13 protein-coding genes and 2 pseudogenes are annotated in these 17,256 nt (G+C 44.8%); 6 read left to right on the forward strand and 9 right to left on the reverse strand.

Going from position 1 to position 17,256, the window contains the following annotated elements; all coding sequences use genetic code 11:
- Positions 1-166: 166 nt before the first annotated feature.
- The 3 genes from AB6D93_RS02380 to AB6D93_RS02390 form a co-directional block, all read right to left on the reverse strand.
- Positions 167-823, reverse strand: a complete 657-nt coding sequence (locus tag AB6D93_RS02380; RefSeq protein WP_102333236.1) for a glutathione S-transferase family protein — start codon at positions 821-823, stop codon at positions 167-169.
- Positions 824-873: 50 nt separating this feature from the next.
- The gene (locus tag AB6D93_RS02385; RefSeq protein ID WP_102333237.1) at positions 874-2,064 is read right to left on the reverse strand and encodes a YbfB/YjiJ family MFS transporter; all 1,191 of its coding nucleotides are present in this window, start codon (positions 2,062-2,064) and stop codon (positions 874-876) included.
- A 405-nt stretch (positions 2,065-2,469) separates the two neighbouring features.
- Complete coding sequence (locus tag AB6D93_RS02390; protein WP_017059117.1) at positions 2,470-3,042, reverse strand: YceI family protein; 573 nt, start codon at positions 3,040-3,042, stop codon at positions 2,470-2,472.
- Positions 3,043-3,333: 291 nt separating this feature from the next.
- Between AB6D93_RS02390 and AB6D93_RS02395 the strand changes: the two genes are divergently transcribed.
- Complete coding sequence (locus AB6D93_RS02395) at positions 3,334-4,050, forward strand: DUF1826 domain-containing protein (RefSeq protein WP_102333238.1); 717 nt, start codon at positions 3,334-3,336, stop codon at positions 4,048-4,050.
- A 52-nt stretch (positions 4,051-4,102) separates the two neighbouring features.
- Here AB6D93_RS02395 and AB6D93_RS02400 read toward each other — a convergent pair whose 3' ends face one another.
- Positions 4,103-4,462, reverse strand: a complete 360-nt coding sequence (locus tag AB6D93_RS02400) for a VOC family protein (protein ID WP_102333239.1) — start codon at positions 4,460-4,462, stop codon at positions 4,103-4,105.
- 115 nt (positions 4,463-4,577) lie between these two features.
- Positions 4,578-5,279 carry a YafY family protein gene (locus AB6D93_RS02405; protein ID WP_102333240.1) on the reverse strand — a complete coding sequence of 234 codons (702 nt, stop codon included), beginning with the start codon at positions 5,277-5,279 and terminating at the stop codon, positions 4,578-4,580.
- Positions 5,280-5,614: 335 nt separating this feature from the next.
- On the opposite strand from AB6D93_RS02405, the gene AB6D93_RS02410 reads away from it, so the two are divergent.
- A complete protein-coding gene (locus AB6D93_RS02410; protein WP_102333241.1) occupies positions 5,615-7,501 on the forward strand; it encodes a methyl-accepting chemotaxis protein in 1,887 nt (628 codons plus the stop codon).
- A 106-nt stretch (positions 7,502-7,607) separates the two neighbouring features.
- On the opposite strand, the gene AB6D93_RS02415 is transcribed toward AB6D93_RS02410, so the two are convergent.
- Complete coding sequence (locus AB6D93_RS02415) at positions 7,608-8,009, reverse strand: ACT domain-containing protein (RefSeq protein ID WP_102333242.1); 402 nt, start codon at positions 8,007-8,009, stop codon at positions 7,608-7,610.
- A gap of 145 nt (positions 8,010-8,154) precedes the next feature.
- Positions 8,155-9,048 carry a LysR family transcriptional regulator gene (locus tag AB6D93_RS02420; protein WP_017059121.1) on the reverse strand — a complete coding sequence of 298 codons (894 nt, stop codon included), beginning with the start codon at positions 9,046-9,048 and terminating at the stop codon, positions 8,155-8,157.
- Positions 9,049-9,208: 160 nt separating this feature from the next.
- On the opposite strand from AB6D93_RS02420, the gene AB6D93_RS02425 reads away from it, so the two are divergent.
- The 3 genes from AB6D93_RS02425 to AB6D93_RS02435 all read left to right on the forward strand — a co-directional run bounded on the left by AB6D93_RS02425 (position 9,209) and on the right by AB6D93_RS02435 (position 13,539).
- Positions 9,209-10,108, forward strand: a complete 900-nt coding sequence (locus AB6D93_RS02425; RefSeq protein WP_102333243.1) for a Vmh family MBL fold metallo-hydrolase — start codon at positions 9,209-9,211, stop codon at positions 10,106-10,108.
- A gap of 310 nt (positions 10,109-10,418) precedes the next feature.
- Complete coding sequence (locus AB6D93_RS02430) at positions 10,419-11,234, forward strand: TauD/TfdA family dioxygenase (protein WP_102333244.1); 816 nt, start codon at positions 10,419-10,421, stop codon at positions 11,232-11,234.
- Between the two features lie 256 nt (positions 11,235-11,490).
- Positions 11,491-13,539 carry a response regulator gene (locus AB6D93_RS02435; protein ID WP_102333245.1) on the forward strand — a complete coding sequence of 683 codons (2,049 nt, stop codon included), beginning with the start codon at positions 11,491-11,493 and terminating at the stop codon, positions 13,537-13,539.
- A 150-nt stretch (positions 13,540-13,689) separates the two neighbouring features.
- Here the strand turns inward: AB6D93_RS02435 and cqsA are convergent, their stop codons facing one another.
- Positions 13,690-14,871, reverse strand: coding sequence for an alpha-hydroxyketone-type quorum-sensing autoinducer synthase (gene cqsA, locus AB6D93_RS02440; RefSeq protein WP_102333246.1), 1,182 nt, complete (start codon positions 14,869-14,871; stop codon positions 13,690-13,692).
- 337 nt (positions 14,872-15,208) lie between these two features.
- A pseudogene (locus AB6D93_RS02445) lies at positions 15,209-16,495 on the reverse strand (PLP-dependent aminotransferase family protein); the annotation flags it as partial.
- Between AB6D93_RS02445 and AB6D93_RS02450 the strand changes: the two are divergent.
- Positions 16,486-17,208, forward strand: a pseudogene (locus tag AB6D93_RS02450) (DMT family transporter); the annotation flags it as partial. The pseudogenes AB6D93_RS02445 and AB6D93_RS02450 sit on opposite strands and share 10 nt — an antisense overlap.
- Between the last annotated feature and the right edge of the window lie 48 nt (positions 17,209-17,256).

Raw genomic sequence — 17,256 nt, forward strand, 5'->3', positions numbered from 1 at the left:
CTAAATACATTATGTTATGGATTTATTCTCACTGATTGTTGTTTACCTCGCCCAAGATGTAAAGCCTTAAGGCGTCATGCTGTGTAACGACATGTGACATCAACGACATCTCTGAGCCTATCTCTCGTTGAATTCAAGACTTTACGCATTCTAGTTCTGGATGCTTTTAGGTCTCCCGACCGAACGAATCAAGCAACGTTTCATAATCAGACTTGTTTGCCAAACTCTCAATGCTTATAAGTGTCAGTACGTCTGCGAATGGAGAAAGGTGTAAAAAATCGATGATGTTGCGGCTGTCCACTTCATCAAACAATTCAGTATGTCGAAACTGGACGTAATCTAAAGCTACATGGAGATACAAGGTGGCCAAGTTGTCGCTCAAAAGGGATTCTAGTCCTTGTTCTTTTATCTCTTGGTCAAGTTGCTCTAGGGCGGCAACCATACCTTCTTGCCCTCTATGGATAAGCGCATTGTCACTGTCTGCATAGCGAATCAATGCCGCGGTTCTAAACGCGATCTCCATTAACGTCTTTGCTGTTCCTAACGTTTGCATTTCATTGGCACGACTTAACGTTACCTGACGTAGCGTTTGAGGCTGGTACGTTTCAATTAGGTATTGGCAAATGCACAAGCTTTCCGTTAGTGCTGTTCCGTCTTCAAGTTTGAGTGCTGGAATTAAACAAAACGGATTGACGCTTTTTAGGTTGGCCGGGGAGCTCCATGGATCAACCCAAACAAAAGACAGAGGAGAGCAGCGTGATAGAAGCGCAGTTGCTGCGACTACGCGCGAAAACGGGGAGGTTTCATTTAAGTAGAGTTGCATGATAATCCTTTATTGTATTCGTCAGATGAACTCTGGAAGCTAGCTTAGAACTAGGTCATGTGTTCAGGCTTAGAGTGAGTTACAGTCATTAAGGTACACACCGCAGACAGCACCAAAACAGCAGTACTAATGGTGAATAACACGTCGTATGAAGCCATATGATTTAAGTAGTACGCCATCAAAAGCCCAACCACACCTTGTGATACAGCAAAAGAGAGTGTCATTCCTGCCCACGCTTTGGTATGCAGTTCATAGCCTACAATCTCCAACGTGTAAGTCGACACTAGAGTTACCGTTCCCGGCGTGAAAATACCAACCAGTAATGAAGAAATTAACAGCGCGATAGGGTGTGTACTAATAAGCGGTAATGCGACGCCTAAAGCCTTGAGGCTAAATGCAATACAGAGGGATTTTTTAAGCCCTAACTTGTCTCCCAATACACCGGTAATCAATGGTCCAATGGCGGCGCCAATACCAAAGGTAGCCCAGAATAAACCACCGCTGCTAAACGACATACCCAGTTCGCGCACGATGTAATCTACCCAAAACAAGGTATGGGGTAAGTAGCCAATAGCGTCGAAGGTATACGCTAACAGAATAAGCGCAACGCTGATTAGTTTTGGCTTTGAGAGCTGAGAGAAGGAGGATTTTATATAAGGCGCTTTAGACGTGTTAGGTTGGGTTTGCCATGCATTCCAAGTCAGTATCGTTGTGACTAATGCGATGACTCCCATGCCAATCCAAGCCGACACCACACTAAAATAGATCAGTACTGGGATTAATGTGCCTGATAACATCGCACCAAGTCCAATGCCTGAAAATATGACACCGCTGACACGCGCCTTCACATCGGGATTAAACTTTCGGACAATCACTGGTGGGGCGACAACCATTAATAAGGCACCCGCAATTCCAGCCAACGTTCGCCAAACATAGAACCATGTTAAGGGCGCCTCTTGTAGCGCACAGCCTAAGTAACTAAAACTGCTCATCAACATAGCGAATCGAATTAACTGCCCAGCACTAAAGTAACGCAGCAGTATGTTGGCAGCAGGTGCACCCAATATGTACCCAAGAAGGGTCGCGACACCAAGGTAAGATGCATCACTTTCGCTAAACCAACCACTTTGAATGAGAGCCGGCATTAATGCTATATAGGCAAACCTACCGATCCCGTTGCCTATTAGAGTGGCCCCCATTCCAGCCAAGCTGTCTCGATTAACGATGTGTTTATTCAGCATGAAAAGGGCTCTTTTTAGGTTTAGCTAGATGTTCTAGCACTAGGACAAGATCTTTGTTTAGTTTTGCATATTGACATCATTCACCATCAATATCACTAGGCGGTTAGTCATATAATTTGCTCATTTAAAACCGGTTTGAGATAGGTAAATAGCGAGTGTGTTTAAACACTTAGGTGGATGTGTTGTTCTGCCGAGGATAAGGCAATAAGCGATTGTTTTAATCACCGCAGATTTGAGTGATTAATTGTTAGACTAAAGTTGGACGACCGACCGCTTTAATTGAACATGAGTGACTTGTTTATCTAGGACTGTTTGCTGACTTGCCGGTTTTAACTGACATTCACCCACCTTAAACGATAGATGAATGTGAATTAAGAAAGATCTAACTGGGTAGGTGTGAACCCATTATTTATCGAAGAGCAGATTGAAGCTTAAAGGGATTTTGTCGGAAATCGCTAACCCACCAACGGTAGCTGATAGCTTGTTCAAGTTGTCTGTCGATATTCCAAAATCAGCGCCATTGACGATGATTGTCGAGGCTGAACTAACCATCACTAACTCTTCTGATGGAACGATTAAAACGGGAAAATCAATCGTTTTTGTTACGCCGTGCAAGGTAACCTCCGCTGCAATGGTTGTTCTTTTTGGGTCACCAGACAACATTGACGGTTCAACTTTTCCAGAGATTTTCACTTCAGGGAAAGTCATCGATTCAAAGTAGAGCTCATTGAGCCTCTGATCGCGAATATCCACGCCAGTACTCACACTTTTTACGTCCAACAATATGGCAAATTGACCCTCTTCGGTAAGACCACCAGATAAAGGCTTGATGGATGCGGGCTCAACAACAAACTGCTTCTTGATGGTTGCGAACGTGATATTCGATAAATTGGGGTCTAACGTGTAGCCCGTTTCCGCGAAAGATTGAGCGGAGATAACGGTGCATAGGAGGCCGAGTGTAGAGATTAGTTTTTTCATAAGTTGTCACCACATTGATGAATTCACAAGTTTAACGTTCTCGAGTCGTGCATTTTTGGAGTCTTTATTTGAACTAAAGATAAATTAGAAAAAGATAGATAGAAGCTTAGTTCAGCATTCATCAAATTACCTGACGAAGGTAGAGCATCGCCATATTATTGGAACCATGATCGGCAAAGTTACTTGTGTAAGTTTAGTTATGTTATAACATAACTAACAGTCACTATTACTGTGAACGACGTTTGCAGTATTAAAAGAGAAACGATAAACATGCATCAAGGAGATGACGTAATGAATGCCGTGTTGACCAAGCCTTTGATAACGAATAGCAATCAGCCACTTAACATTAATTCCGTTGTGAGTATCAAGGATCAGGCGAATCATAAGCCAGGACTTAGCGCTTCTGAGCAGCCAACGGTATTAGCGGATATCTACCAAAGCGATATTAATATAGCGGTATGGCAGCGACAGTTTGATGAAGATTTAACTATGGCAATTAGTGAATTCATCGCCTCGAATCCTAGCTTCAGTAAGTCTGTTAGCGTGTCACCTGAATATGCTCTCGATAAATTGGAATTTGCCACCGATGGAACCGCTTCCAAAGCGTTATTAGAAAACATGGCAGAGCTCGTGGATATGTTCTGTTGTTTGTTCGATCTTGAAGAAGTAGGGCTCCGTTTGGCGGTTCTGAATAAAGCGATGTGTCCTCGTTTTCATTTTGACCAAGTTCCTTGCCGTTTAGTGACAACCTATCACGGCGTTGCGACTCAATGGCTGCCAAACGAATCGGTCGACCGTTCTAAGCTTGGCCGTGGAAGTAATGGACAGCCAGATTCGGGTTCAGGCCTATACGCTCATGAATCTGATATTCAACAAATGGCTAATGGTGATGTGGCGCTATTGAAAGGGGAGCGTTGGAGTGGCAATGAGAATAGAGGCCTTGTTCACCGTTCACCAGTTACGTCATCAAATGAGACGCGACTATTGCTGACTCTAGATTTCGGTTAGTAAGCTTTTATGAGATGAGCAAGCGGCTCAAATACGGCTTGCTCTTATTCTTTTAAGCGAATACGCGGATACGGTGTCCGTCTGGATCAACAGCAAGGAAGTTGATGCCGTAAACGGACTCTTCTGGCGTTTGCTCAAACTGGATGCCTTTTTCTTTCCATGTGTTGTAAATGTTTTCCAGTGTCTCTTTATCCGCAAGAGGCATAGAGAGCTCAGTACCGCCACCCTTGATGTTACTTGCTGGTGTTAGAACATCTGCTTGCTTGAGTGTGATTTTAACATTGTCTGCAAAGTCTAGAACAGCAAAGGTCGGTGATAGAAGCTTTGGCTCGCAATCAAAGGCTTTAGAATAGAAATCCATGCTGCGGTGAATGTCAGTGACATAAAGAACAAATGAATCGATGGTAAACATAGTAGCTCCTGAACTGTTCAATTGGGTTTGCCGTGTTGGTTTCAGTTAACTCGGTTTTTGTGTTGAGCCCGGTTTGGGACCACAGCAATGTATCGAACCCCTGTGACAGTTTTTGTCAGTAGCGAATCACTTTATCTGCAATGCCTTCCATGTTCTGCCAATCTTTGATCAAGTCGTGGCGCGCATGCTGGTACTTTTGCTCAAGTATTTTCCATTCGGTAATTCTGTCGAGCCTGAAATTACGATACGCACTTCGCGTTTCACACCAAGCGACCAAGACATATTGTTGTTCGAATAAGCCAATCAACATTGGCCAAACGATTCTAGAGCTAATCTTAGCTTTGGCGTCTGTGTAATGAATCTCAGCTTTGTTCTGTTGCTTAATTGCGAACTTGATGTCCGACAGGTCAATGGTTAACTCTGCGACTTCAATGATTGAAGCAACACGCACGATATCTTCACTGCGTTTGGCCTGGTGGTCAGCAGGTAACACAGCAGAAATCTTGGCAATGGCATTTCTAGCTGACTCACTGAATTCCCCATTGGCTTGCTTCGCTACCCATTCAGCGCCAAGCCGTAACGCTTCCAATTCTTCCGTTGAAAACATCATCGGAGGGAGAGTGAAGGTCGGTTTCAACTGATAGCCAACTCCTGCTTCACCATCAATTTCAGCACCTTGTGCTTGCAGTGTCACGATATCGCGATAAATAGTGCGAGTACTTACATTGAGTTCTATCGCCAAGTAGTCGGCGGTAACTGGGTATTTATGGCAGCGTAATAGTTGGAGTAGGTCAAAGAGACGTTGGCTTCGGGACATAGAAAAACTCAGACGACAGAATGAACGATTAGATTAATGGATCAAAACCCGTAACGCTATTTAGGTTGTGAGAAATGGCGTGATCTGTGCCTTTACCAGTCCTAAAGTTTGACGCCTACCGTTGAACTTATTCTCGTTTCCAATTTGAAATTTAGAGTTCACCATTCTCTAAATCAATGGGTTACGATGCGTGCTCTTACTCACACATATGAATAATTCAACCGGTTAGCTGGTTTCTTAATTTATTTTAAATCGTAAAATATATCCCGCTTGCAAACCGCTTTGGCAATCAATTTGTTCGCCACGGTTTATTACTTCCAAATTATAGGTTTCCTATGTTCAAGAAACTCTCGCTTAAAAATAAGCTGGCGATTTCAGCCAGTATGGCCATTATCCTGGGGGGGATTTTGGTCGAGGCATTGTCTTTTCGTGCTTCACTGCAAAGGTTGGATATTGAAGTTGAACAGCGCTTAGAGGGCGCATCGGCTTCGTACAATCAATATGTATCGGATTGGATCTTATCCAAAGAGCGTGCGCTTACTTCTCTTTCGAAAGAGTCCAAACAAGAAAGCTTGGTGACTCATCTAAAACAGGTTCGTGACTCAGCCTCTTTTGATAATGTCTTCTTGGCATTTCCTGATGGTTCGCAAAAGAACGCGAACGGTGTTGTGTTGCCACCGGGCAATGATGATCCACGCGTATGGGGTTGGTACACCAATGCGGTTGCGAACCCAAGCAAGGTGTTCATGGATAACCCAACGGTTGCTGCAGCAACTGGGGCGAACGTTGTTTCATTAGGAACAGCAATGCAACTGCATGGGCAACAGGTTGTGTTGGGTGCTGATGTAGAAATTACAGACATCTTAAACAGTCTAGAGCAGGTGATTCTTCCAGGTGAAGGTTACATGTTCATCGCGACCAATAAGGGCACGGTTTATACGCACCCTGACACTAAGTTACTGAACAAAAACATCAGCTCACTTGGGTTAGATTTTGCGGACGTACAAAAGGCGCTGACTAGCGGTAAAGACACTTCTATCGAGTTGAATGGCAGCGACTATGTTCTGTACGCACGTGCGATTGATGGAACGAGCCTGATTACTGTGAGCGTTGTTAACCATGACTCTCTGGTTGCGCCACTATTTGATGCAGTGATTGGTCAAGTGTTGGTGACGCTACTTGTGGTGATCGTATGTACCATACTGTTTAACCTGTTGTGTACGATTCTATTCCGCCCGTTGAACCACGTTTCTCAAGCACTGGCGCAAATCGCGAATGGTAGTGGTGATTTAACTCAACGCATTCATGTTGAAAACCAAGATGAAGTGGGCGAGTTGGCTCATAACTTCAATACCTTTGTTGGAAGCTTACAGCAGTTGATTGGCCATATCCGTGGGCAGTCAGAACAGCTAAACAGCCAGTCAGAGCAAAGTGCTCAGCGTGCGAACCGTTCGGTGGATGAGCTTAATCATCAGCAGCAAGAAATCACTATGGTCGCGACGGCCGTAACTGAAATGGCGAGCGCCACGCAAGAGATAGCATCGCATGCCGAGCAAACAGCAAAAGCGGCGCAAGATTCAGCGACAAGCACTAACAGTGGTCACGCTCTGGTTGTGGATACCAAAGGTTCAATCAATAACCTAGCCAATGAAGTTAATGAAGCGGGTAGTGTGATTAGCGAACTTAACAAGCATGCGCAAGAGATCTCGACTGTACTCGCAACGATTCAAGGCATTGCAGAACAAACCAACTTACTTGCTTTGAATGCTGCGATTGAAGCGGCTCGTGCTGGCGAACAAGGTCGTGGCTTTGCTGTAGTTGCTGATGAAGTACGTGTGCTTTCGCAGCGCACTCACTCTTCAACAGAAGAGATCAAATCAACGATTGATATCCTGCAGCGTACAACGGCGCAAGCGGTTGAGCTGATGGAGAGCAGTTCTAAGTTGGCAATACATTCAGTAGAAGATGCCGATCGAGCTTCGCATGCGCTTGAAGAGATCAATACTGCAGTTGCTTTGATCAGCGATATGGCGACTCAAATCGCGACGGCTGCTGAAGAGCAAACACATGTGACGGGTGAAATTACCCAGAACGTGGCGACCATTAAAGATGTTACCGACCACTTAGTTGTGGGCGCACAGGACAGCTTAACTGAGTCGAACGAACTTAAGAGCCAAGCCGCTGGCTTAAGTGACAAAGTGGCGACTTTTAAGCTTGCTTAACTGGTTCGCTCACTGATGCCTGATCAGTGAGTGCACGTTAAGCAATAAGCCAAAGCGACGTAGATTACGTCGCTTTTTTTGTATTTGTGAGTAATCGAATTCTTTACTAATCTACTTCTGAAAACTCTTTCAGCGCACTCATTGCAGCTTCTGCTTTGTCTTTTTGAACGAAGATGTGGTCGTGATAGTAGCCCGCAACCACGTTAGCGCTAATGCCGTAAGAGCCAAGCTTTGTCGCAAACGCTGCCGTCAATCCAACCGCTTCAAGGCTCGAATGTACCGATAAAGTGATCAGGCTAAACACAGCGTCGAAGTCTAGCTGAGCTTTGGTCGCAACGTCTTCTTCCAGAACCAGCGTTAAACCTTCTTTTTCACGAAAAGTCGAGATTGGATTGAGCTGAACATAGTCTGCTAGCGCTCCGTCGACAGTGCAAAAAACATAGTTACCGTCGATTAATTCTGGTGACATGGATTTCAGTAGGAGGTCTAGATCCGTAATGGCAGTCATAGTCAGTTTCCCTGCGTTAATAAGCTAATTGATGATGTATGCAGTCACGATAGAAGCAACTGACAGTTAAGTAAAATTAATGATTTTAATTCTGCATCAGTTTTACTAATGGCAAGTTTTCCTCCTTAGTGATGGCATCGTACTTCTACCAACTTGTCGATTGTTCCATCTCGTCAGATAAATGGTCGATAAAGGCTCTTAACAGCGGTGTGACTTGTTTACGCGTTCCATAAATAGCATGAACACCGAGCGTTTTAGGTTGCCATTCAGAAAGCAGTGGCACTAATAGACCATCACGCATCAAGGTTTCCACTGAAGGGAAGGGCAGTAAACAGATACCGTTGCCTTTGAGTGTGGCAGAAAGCAGAACCTCTGAGGTGTTTGCACTGATATTCCCTTTAATCGGAACCGATTCGAGCCCATTGGGGCCATTGAACGTCCAAGCGGTTTTGCCAAAGTAACTGAACGATAAACAGTTGTGGTGCGCTAGATCTTGGGCTTCTGTGGGTGTGCCTTTCTCTTTTAGATATTGAGGCGATGCGCAAATCACGGAGCGGCATTCACCGATCTGCTTCGCGACAATATTGGGCGTCAGTTCGTTGGTTATGCGAATGGCCAAATCGATGCGTGACTCAACCAGGTTGACGGTCTGATCAGTCGAGATAATGTCGATAGAAACCTCTGGCCATTTGGCGATGAAGCGACTAATTGATTCCATCAAGAAGCTATCGACAATCGAGTAGCTCGCAGTAATACGCAGCTGACCTTTTAAATGCTCTCGGTTTTGGTTTCTGATCCCAGCTAGGGATGTTTCCAGTGCCAAAAGTTCTCTGGCGACCTCAAGTGTTTCTTTACCTGCGCTGGTTAAACTCAAGCTTCGTGTTGTTCTGTGAAGCAAGCGTGTGTCCATCCATGTTTCTAACTCACCCAAATAACGAGTGACCTTGGTTCGTGAGAGATCAAGGTGCTCTGCCGCAGCGCTTAAACTGCCACGTTCCACTATGGTGACAAAGACATTCATTGCCTCGAGTTTATCCATTGTTTTATTGCCTAGAGAATTAAACCGACCTCAGTATATGTCCGAAAACTGCAACAGTTAAAGTTAATTTGATGTCTATTTCATCTAAAAACAATCAAATAAGATATTTGGACATTCAGCGAGTTGGCAGGTGTTCAACTCCAAATATCGGAATAAAGCCATGAATACGTTATCGAAAACCCTGTTATCAAAAAGCATGCTTTTAGGAACCATAAGCCTAGGAACCGTGCTGGCATCAAGTGTTGCGCTAGCGACAGAACTGAACATTACTCACTATAACCCCGGCGAGAACGCGATATTCCCGGCAAGCTCGGTATTGGTCTCGGGTGAGAAAGAAGTGATTCTGTTTGATGCGCAATTTAGTGTGGCTGATGGACAAAATTTGGTGGAGCAAATCAAAGCGACTGGCAAAAAATTATCGATGATTTACATCAGTAGCGGCGACCCAGATTACTACTTTGGTTTGGAACCGATAGTTTCGGCATTTCCTAACGTTAAAGTCGTTGCCAGTGAAGCCGTTGTCGCGCATATCAAACGCACCAAAGATGCAAAGCTTGAATACTGGGGGTCTATATTAGAAGGCAACGCGCCCTCTAAGGCGATTGTTCCAATGGTGATGAACGACACAACATTAAGCATCGAAGGTGAAACCATCGAAGTGAAAGAGATAAATACACACCAAGCTTACCTATGGGTTCCGTCTGAAAAAACGGTGTTTGGTGGCGTGTCGGTGTATAGCGGTGTGCATGTATGGATGGCAGATACTGCATCGAAAGAGATTCGTAGCCAGTGGTCACAATCGTTGGAGCGTATGAAAGCACTAGAGCCAGAGGTTGTAATTCCGGGTCACTATTTAGGTGAAATGCCAACAGGAATAAATGCAGTTCACTTCACGAAGGATTATGTGGCTGATATTGAAAAAGCGTTGGCGAGCAAAAGTAATCCAACATCGGTCGAGATCAGTGATTACATGAAGAAAGCCTACCCGAAATTTGAGGCTACGGAAGGCGATTTAGAACTTGGCGCGAAAGTGCTAAGCGGCGAAATGGCTTGGCACTAGAGTTGATTATCTCGGTTGTGTCCCAGAACAGTCTGAAGATTGTATGCTAGATTTATTGGTGATACACAACTGGAGATATCGATGATCTGGCTTTCAGTGAAAGTACTACAGATTGGACTTGTCTATGGATACAGGAAGTATCAAAAAACGAAAAGAGCTCCAGCTTAGGAGCTCTTTTTTTGTTTCGGAGAGACGACTTTCTATTTCAAGTGAGAAAGAAAATCAGCATTTACCCGGTTTACAGTTAGTAGTCAGATTAGCCTAGTAGCCAGATCCGCCCTGCAACTCAATATCACCAATAAGCGAAAGTATGTTGAAAATAGAACCCATTACTCCTCACATCGGCGCTCGTATTCACGAACTAGAGCTTTCTACATGCAGTGCTGATGAACTCGATAAGGTGCATCAGGCACTTATTGCCCATCAAGTGATCTTTCTCGACGGGCAGACTTTGTCTCCAGAACAACACTTGATGATTGCACAGCGCTTTGGAACGTTAGAACCTGCACATCCTTTCTTCCCTCGCGTGGAAAGTGCGCCACAGGTGAGTGTGATTGAAACAACCCGTGGCAATGCGCCAAAGGAAAGTTATTGGCATACCGACTTAACGTGGCGCAGCTTGCCGTCGAAAGCTTCCCTGTTGCATGCTCAACACATTCCAAGCATTGGTGGTGACACTATCTGGTGTTCTATGACTGCGGTTTTTGAATCTCTACATGAAGATATGAAAGCTAAGTTGAGAGGGTTGTCGGCGACTCATTCGCTTGTGGCCTTTGAAGGTATAGAATCAGAAGACATTGATCTCGATTGGCACAAATCCTTGATTAAAACAGCACAGGAGAATCCGCCAGTGGTTCACTCTGTTGTTCAAGTTCATCCTGAAACAGATAAAGAAACGCTCTGTATCAATGAACAGTTTACTCGTTATATCAACGAACTCGACCGCAAAGAGAGTGATGTTTTACTCAGCCAACTGTTTGAAATTGCGAGACGCCCTGAGTTTCAAGTTCGTTTCAAATGGGACAACGGCTCAATGGCGATCTGGGATAACAGGGTAACGCAACATTACGCAGTGATAGATTACGGGGATACTCCAAGAAAAATGCATCGAGTAACAGTGACATAGCGGTAAGCTGAACACAGTTATCAAAAGAACACCGCGCATGCCCATCCCTGAACCAAGCACTCGTACTTAAATTTAAGCGTCAGCAGGGTGCATCATTCATCTACGCTTAATAATAAAAACAAATGCGTTGGTACATATTTGATTGAAACCTCACTGCTCGGACGTGATGTGTAATATAATCGGCGCCAAAATATAAGTATAAAAACCAAATCATAGAATTAATAAACGTCAGGGCTTAGAGAGCAAAGTATTTCGTATGAACGCGATTCGTAAAGTTTACCAGTACGCAGAACCGAATTTAACCCTCGTGGGTTGGATGGGCTTTGTCGGCTTCCCAATTTACTACATTGTGTGGGAGTTTTTGTTCCCGCAACCCTACGAAAACTTAGCGCTTCGCCTGTTTTGCTCGGTATTGTTCTTTGGCATTATATTTCGCAATCGCGTCCCATTTGAATGGCGAAAATACCTTCCGGCTTATTATCAAGTTGCCGTAACTATCTGTTTGCCAGGTTTCTTCTTCTACATGCTGCTAATGAATAATTGGTCCAACGTTTGGGTTATGTCATTCATGTCGGCTATTTTCCTCCATATTTTATTGGTGCACGTGACGAGAGTGATGTTTGCACAAACCTTTGCCGGTATTGGGATTGCTACCTTGTGCGCTTGGATTGCACAAGGCTTCTACCTCGAACTCACAATGGATTGGACGCATGTGCCAATCTTTTTGTTTATCTACTTATTCGGCAACTTGTTCTACTTCCGCAATCAGGTGGAACATGAAAACAAGGTGTCATTGGCGAAGTCTTTTGGTGCGGGTATTGCCCATGAGATGCGAAACCCTCTAAGCGGATTACTTACCTCTATTGATGTCATGCAGTCCATATTGCCGAACCCTAAAAGTGGCGATCAAAAAGGGCAATATGCGTTAAGCAATGAAGAAGTGATTCAGTTGCGTGAAGTGGGCGATGAAGCGATGGAGATCATTCATTCCGGTAACGAAACGATAGATCTGTTACTGACTTCAATTGATGAAAACCGAGTCTCTCGATCTACGTTTAAGAAGCATTCAGCGCAAGCGGTGGTTGAGGATGCGATAGACAGTTTCAATTACAAGCGCTCTGCTGATAAGTCAGCAATCTCCTTGGATGTGCAGAGTAACTTTGAGTTCTTGGGTAGCGACACCTTGTTGAAATACGTCATGTATAATCTGTTCAAGAATGCGTTCCATCATCGTAGCCCTGAAGATTTTCATATTCATGTCACCATGTTCAGTGATGAAGTGACGAACCAGATAATGGTGACGGATAACGGCTCTGGTATTTCGAGCGATATCATTCGTCGTATTTTCCAAGACTTTTACACCACAGGCCAGTCGGGTAATTACGGTTTAGGTTTGCCATTTTGTCAGAAGGTCATGCGCTCGTTTGGTGGTGAGATTAAATGCCAGTCTGAAGTGGATCAATGGACACAGTTCACGATGACTTTTCCATCTTTGTCTTCCCATTCGGTGAAAGAAATCAAGAATGAACTGACTAAACTTAAGATTGTGCTAATGGTGAGTGACCAGAAAGTTCTCACCAATAAAATGACTGAGGTAGCCCGTTTTATGGGGTTTGAGCTCACGGTGTTGGATGTAGCATCTGCGCTTAAAAATAAGGAATACCAGTTCGAATTCGACTTGATATTCGTTGACATGGAGAGCTTGGATTTAAGAGCAAGTTGCCTCGATAGGATTGAATCTTTACTTTCATTCACTGAAGCTCGAATCATCTATTTGTATGAACATCACCCAATTAAACGTGTCCGAAACGTTGCTTTTGAACCTATTTGGGTGGAAACACAAGTTTGGCTACTGAATACCAAGGCGACCATCGAACGCTTACTTTTCGACTCCAACTATGTGATGCCTTCAGTTTCTGTAAAACCGTTAGAGGCTACCAATAAGCGCACGATCATGGTGGTCGATGATAACGAATCTCTGCGCCGATTTACCGCGATGTTATTGGAAAAGCAGGGTTTTGATGTCGTTCAGAAAGAAGATGGGCAACAAGCCTTAGACGCGTTGGACAGCGATGATATTGATTTAATTCTGATGGATATCGAGATGCCAATCATGGACGGTGTTGAAGCTTCTCGTCGAATTCGAAGCGCTAACAAAGCATACTCTTCAGTGCCAATTATTGCTCACACGGGTGACAGTTCTCCTGTGACATTGGAAAAAATGGAATCATCAGGCATGTCAGATTTTATCGTGAAACCTGCCGACAAGAACCGACTATTCGATAAAATTGCTCACTGGATTTAGTGGATGTAATAGTCAGAAGTTCACGGCCATTGGGTAGACATAGATACAAGAAAGAGCTCAGCGAATGGCTGGGCTCTTTTTGTATCGCGACATGATAGCGTCCATTCAGTCCTGCCGTTGGTGTTGGTTATAAATATGGTTTGAACAAGGTTACACGAACTCTAACTCGGGGTGATGGTACGCTTCGTGACAAACCGTGAGCACATGGTCAATGTCTCTTGGCGTCATGTCGGCATTCACTGAAAAACGGATGATGTTTTTGTTCTTGCCAGTCGCAGGGCGGCAGAATACTGCACCGAACACATCACGCTGTTCTAGGAAGTCACGCACACGTTCAGTGTTTCTTTCATTGCCGCACTCTAGCGCTACAATTTGAGACTCACTGCGGATATTAAAGCCAATTCGCTTTAGCCCCGTAGTCAGCGATTTTGCCCGATTGAATAAGGCTTCTCGTTTGTCTTCCGCACCTTTGATCACTTCCAACGTTTTCTCTAAACGAACCACCTCTTGTGGTAACACCGTCGAGCTAAAAATCGCAGGGTACGCGACAAACGGCAAGGTTCTAGACAGTTGTTTAGGACCAAGGATTGCCCCGGCGCGATAAGCAAAGGTTTTTGCCAAGCTAACGGTGATGAAGTCTACTTGGTTGGTGAGCCCTAATGCTTGTACTAAGCCTGCACCATTTTCTCCATGTGTACCCAGTGAATGGGATTCATCAACGACGACCGCACAATCAAACTCTTGCGCCATTTCGTAGATGTCGCGTAGTGGGGCAATGGTGCCTATTGTGCTGTAAACAGAGTCGACAACAATGACGCCTGAGCCGTGGCGCTCTAACTGTTTGCGTAGGTGATTCATATTGTTATGCATAAACGGATGGGCAACTGCGCCGGCAGCGCGAATGCCTTCCCAGAGTGACATGTGTGCAAGGAAATCAATATACACAGGTGTGCCCGGTGGGCAGATGGTTTGCAATAGCCCAATATTGGCCGCCCAGCCCGATTGAGAAAGCAAACAGCTCTCCATTCCAACATAGTTCGCAAGCTCAGTTTCGAACGCAGGTTTAGACTGCTCATCTTGTAAGAAAATCGCAGATATCACCACGTTGTCATCGTGCTCACAGATCGCCGCTTGATGGGCTTGTTGGATCTGTTTGTTGTGTGACAGCGCTAGGTAATCATTGCTCTGCATCACAACGGCACTGCGCTGGGGGCGTTTACCCAATACCAAATGCTTTTGGCTTTGGTTCTGGGTAATCAGGTCTTGAATATAGAAGTTCAAGCGTTCTTCGATAAAGGAAGGTAGTGGTTTGTTTTTTGTTTTATCACTCATAATAGTTCTCTTCAAATACAGGAAAACGCCAGCGCTGACGGCTGTATATTGACGATAAAAAGTGATGTGTCATTAGCCAAGTTGCATAATTTTGTGGGTGCTTGCAAACTCAGCATTTAAGGGTTTTGAGGCGAGTGGGTTTCCTTACGGTTCGGGGCTTTACCCGAATTAAGATAGGAATAATAGCCTTCTTTTTTATGACAAAAGGCTATTGAAATTCGGTGTTCGAATGGCTATGAAAAGGTCGATTATGAAAAGCTACGGTGTGCTAGCTTTGTTTATTCACTAGCACGTATTAGCTATTAATTAGCACGTATTAACTATGAATTAGCACGTATTACCTATGAATGTGAATCAGTTCTATTAAGTCGTCCAATTGCTGTTTGGCTTTCCCCTCTAACGAGTAACCAATATTGATGCGTAGGCAGTTGCTGTAGAGATCGAGTGTGCTGAACAGGTGTCCAAGCCTGATATCAATGTTCTGGTCGGCAACTGCCTGAGCAAAGGTTGATTGGTTCAAGTTGGGTATTTGCAGCCAAAGCACCATGCCACCTTGTGGGTTACTTATCTTCACATCTTGAGGAATATGCTGAGCTAAATAGCTTAGGTATTGCTGGCGTAATGAAAGGATTTGAGCACACCTTCTTCGAACGTGTTTTGCGTATTGACCAGATTCGATAAAGTCAGCAACCGCAAGCTGAGTCGGCAGGGCAACGCCATAGCTTGCTGCAGAAAACTGAGCCTTGTATTCGTTGATAAACCTACCCGGTAAGCACCATCCTAATCCGTAGCTCGGTGACAGGCTCTTCGATACCGATCCACACCATAATACATAGCCTCCTTTGTCATAGTATTTTGCTGGCAGCGGCGTGTGTGAGGAGTAGGACAGTTCCAGATACACATCATCTTCAATGATCGGCACTCGATAGTGATTCGCTAATTCAGCCAGTTTCTGCTTTTGAGTGGCTGACATGTTGATCCCTTGAGGGTTCATATGAGAGGTACAAAAGATCGCGGCATCCACTCGTTTATTCTTCAAATGCGCTTCCAGTTGTTGCAAGTCGACACCATCATCTAGAGACGGGATCTCGATGATTTGTCGCGACATTTGTCCGAGCAATTCCAGAATACCGTTGAAACATGGCGAGCTAATAGCGATGGTGTCGCCTTCTTTAGTGCAAGATTCAAGTGCGGCCTTAATCGCAGACATACAGCCAGCCGTAATCACCATCTCTTCAGGTGAAAAGTGCACATCGAGCTTGGCAAAATGAGTGGATAATGCCTGTCGTAAAATCGGCTCACCTTGTGTATCTGGGTAATGGTTAAGCCTGTTGCTCATACGCCTAATAGCGCGACGAAAACTTCGTTCCAGTTCAACGATCGACTGCTCATCATTAGTGGTGCTCGAAACCCCTAAAGGCCCATTGATTGAGTTGTGAGTCGATGAGGTTTGCTTAACACTCGATATCTTACTCTCAAACTGTACCCACTCAGGCGTAGAGTGAGACGGCTTGTGAGGCGAGACAAAATACCCCGCTTGCGGTCGAGAATGAATCCAACCTTGTGATTCCAGTTCTTGGTAGCAGCTCACCACGGTCGACATGCTGATCGCCTGTTGCTTGGCGCTACTTAGTCAGTTAAGGCTTTGTGTTCGGTGTGGGTATCTGGGGTATGGCTTCATGGTCGATCACTGCTGGTTTATCGTCTGGGCTTTCATCGGTCTTGCTTTCAACCAACGTATTAATCGGCATGGCGGTTGGCGTGTGGGTGTTCAAGGAGAGTGCTTCCGTACGTAAATTAATGGGTGCGATGCTAGCCATGTGTGCGTTGGCGGTATTGGTATCTGCAGCAACGGGCAATGTCACCGTTAATGGCGTGATCTTGATTATGATTGCGGCGTGCAGTTGGACCTTGATGGGCGTGATCGTTAAGGCATCGAAAACCACTCAAGCTTTTGCGTTCAATGTCTGGGGGATGCTGTTTGCTCCAGTGCCATTTGCCGTGATGTTACACGGTGACCAAATAATCTGGCAGGGCATCGAACAATGGGATTGGAACACGACGATTGTGGTGCTGTTTCAAGCTTACCCAACCACGCTATTTGGTTATTGGGTATGGAATAAGCTGCTAATCCAATACCCTTTAAGCACGACCGCGTCGTTAACCTTGTTAGTGCCTATCTTCGCATTGATTAGCGGTTACTTTATGTATGATGAGGTGCTGTCTGTGGCTCAGGTTGTTGCATCAATACTGTTTCTTGTCGGAATTGGTTTGATTGTGAAACCTGCGAATGTAACGAATACCAAAGCGACACAAACACTTGCTGAACAAAAATGATTGAAGAAAGCTGATATTGCATGAGCTGCTTTGAATGACAAATAAGAC

The sequence above is a fragment of the Vibrio sp. 10N.247.310.23 genome (assembly GCF_041467155.1).
In the GTDB taxonomy this organism is placed as follows: Bacteria; Pseudomonadota; Gammaproteobacteria; order Enterobacterales; family Vibrionaceae; genus Vibrio; species Vibrio crassostreae_C.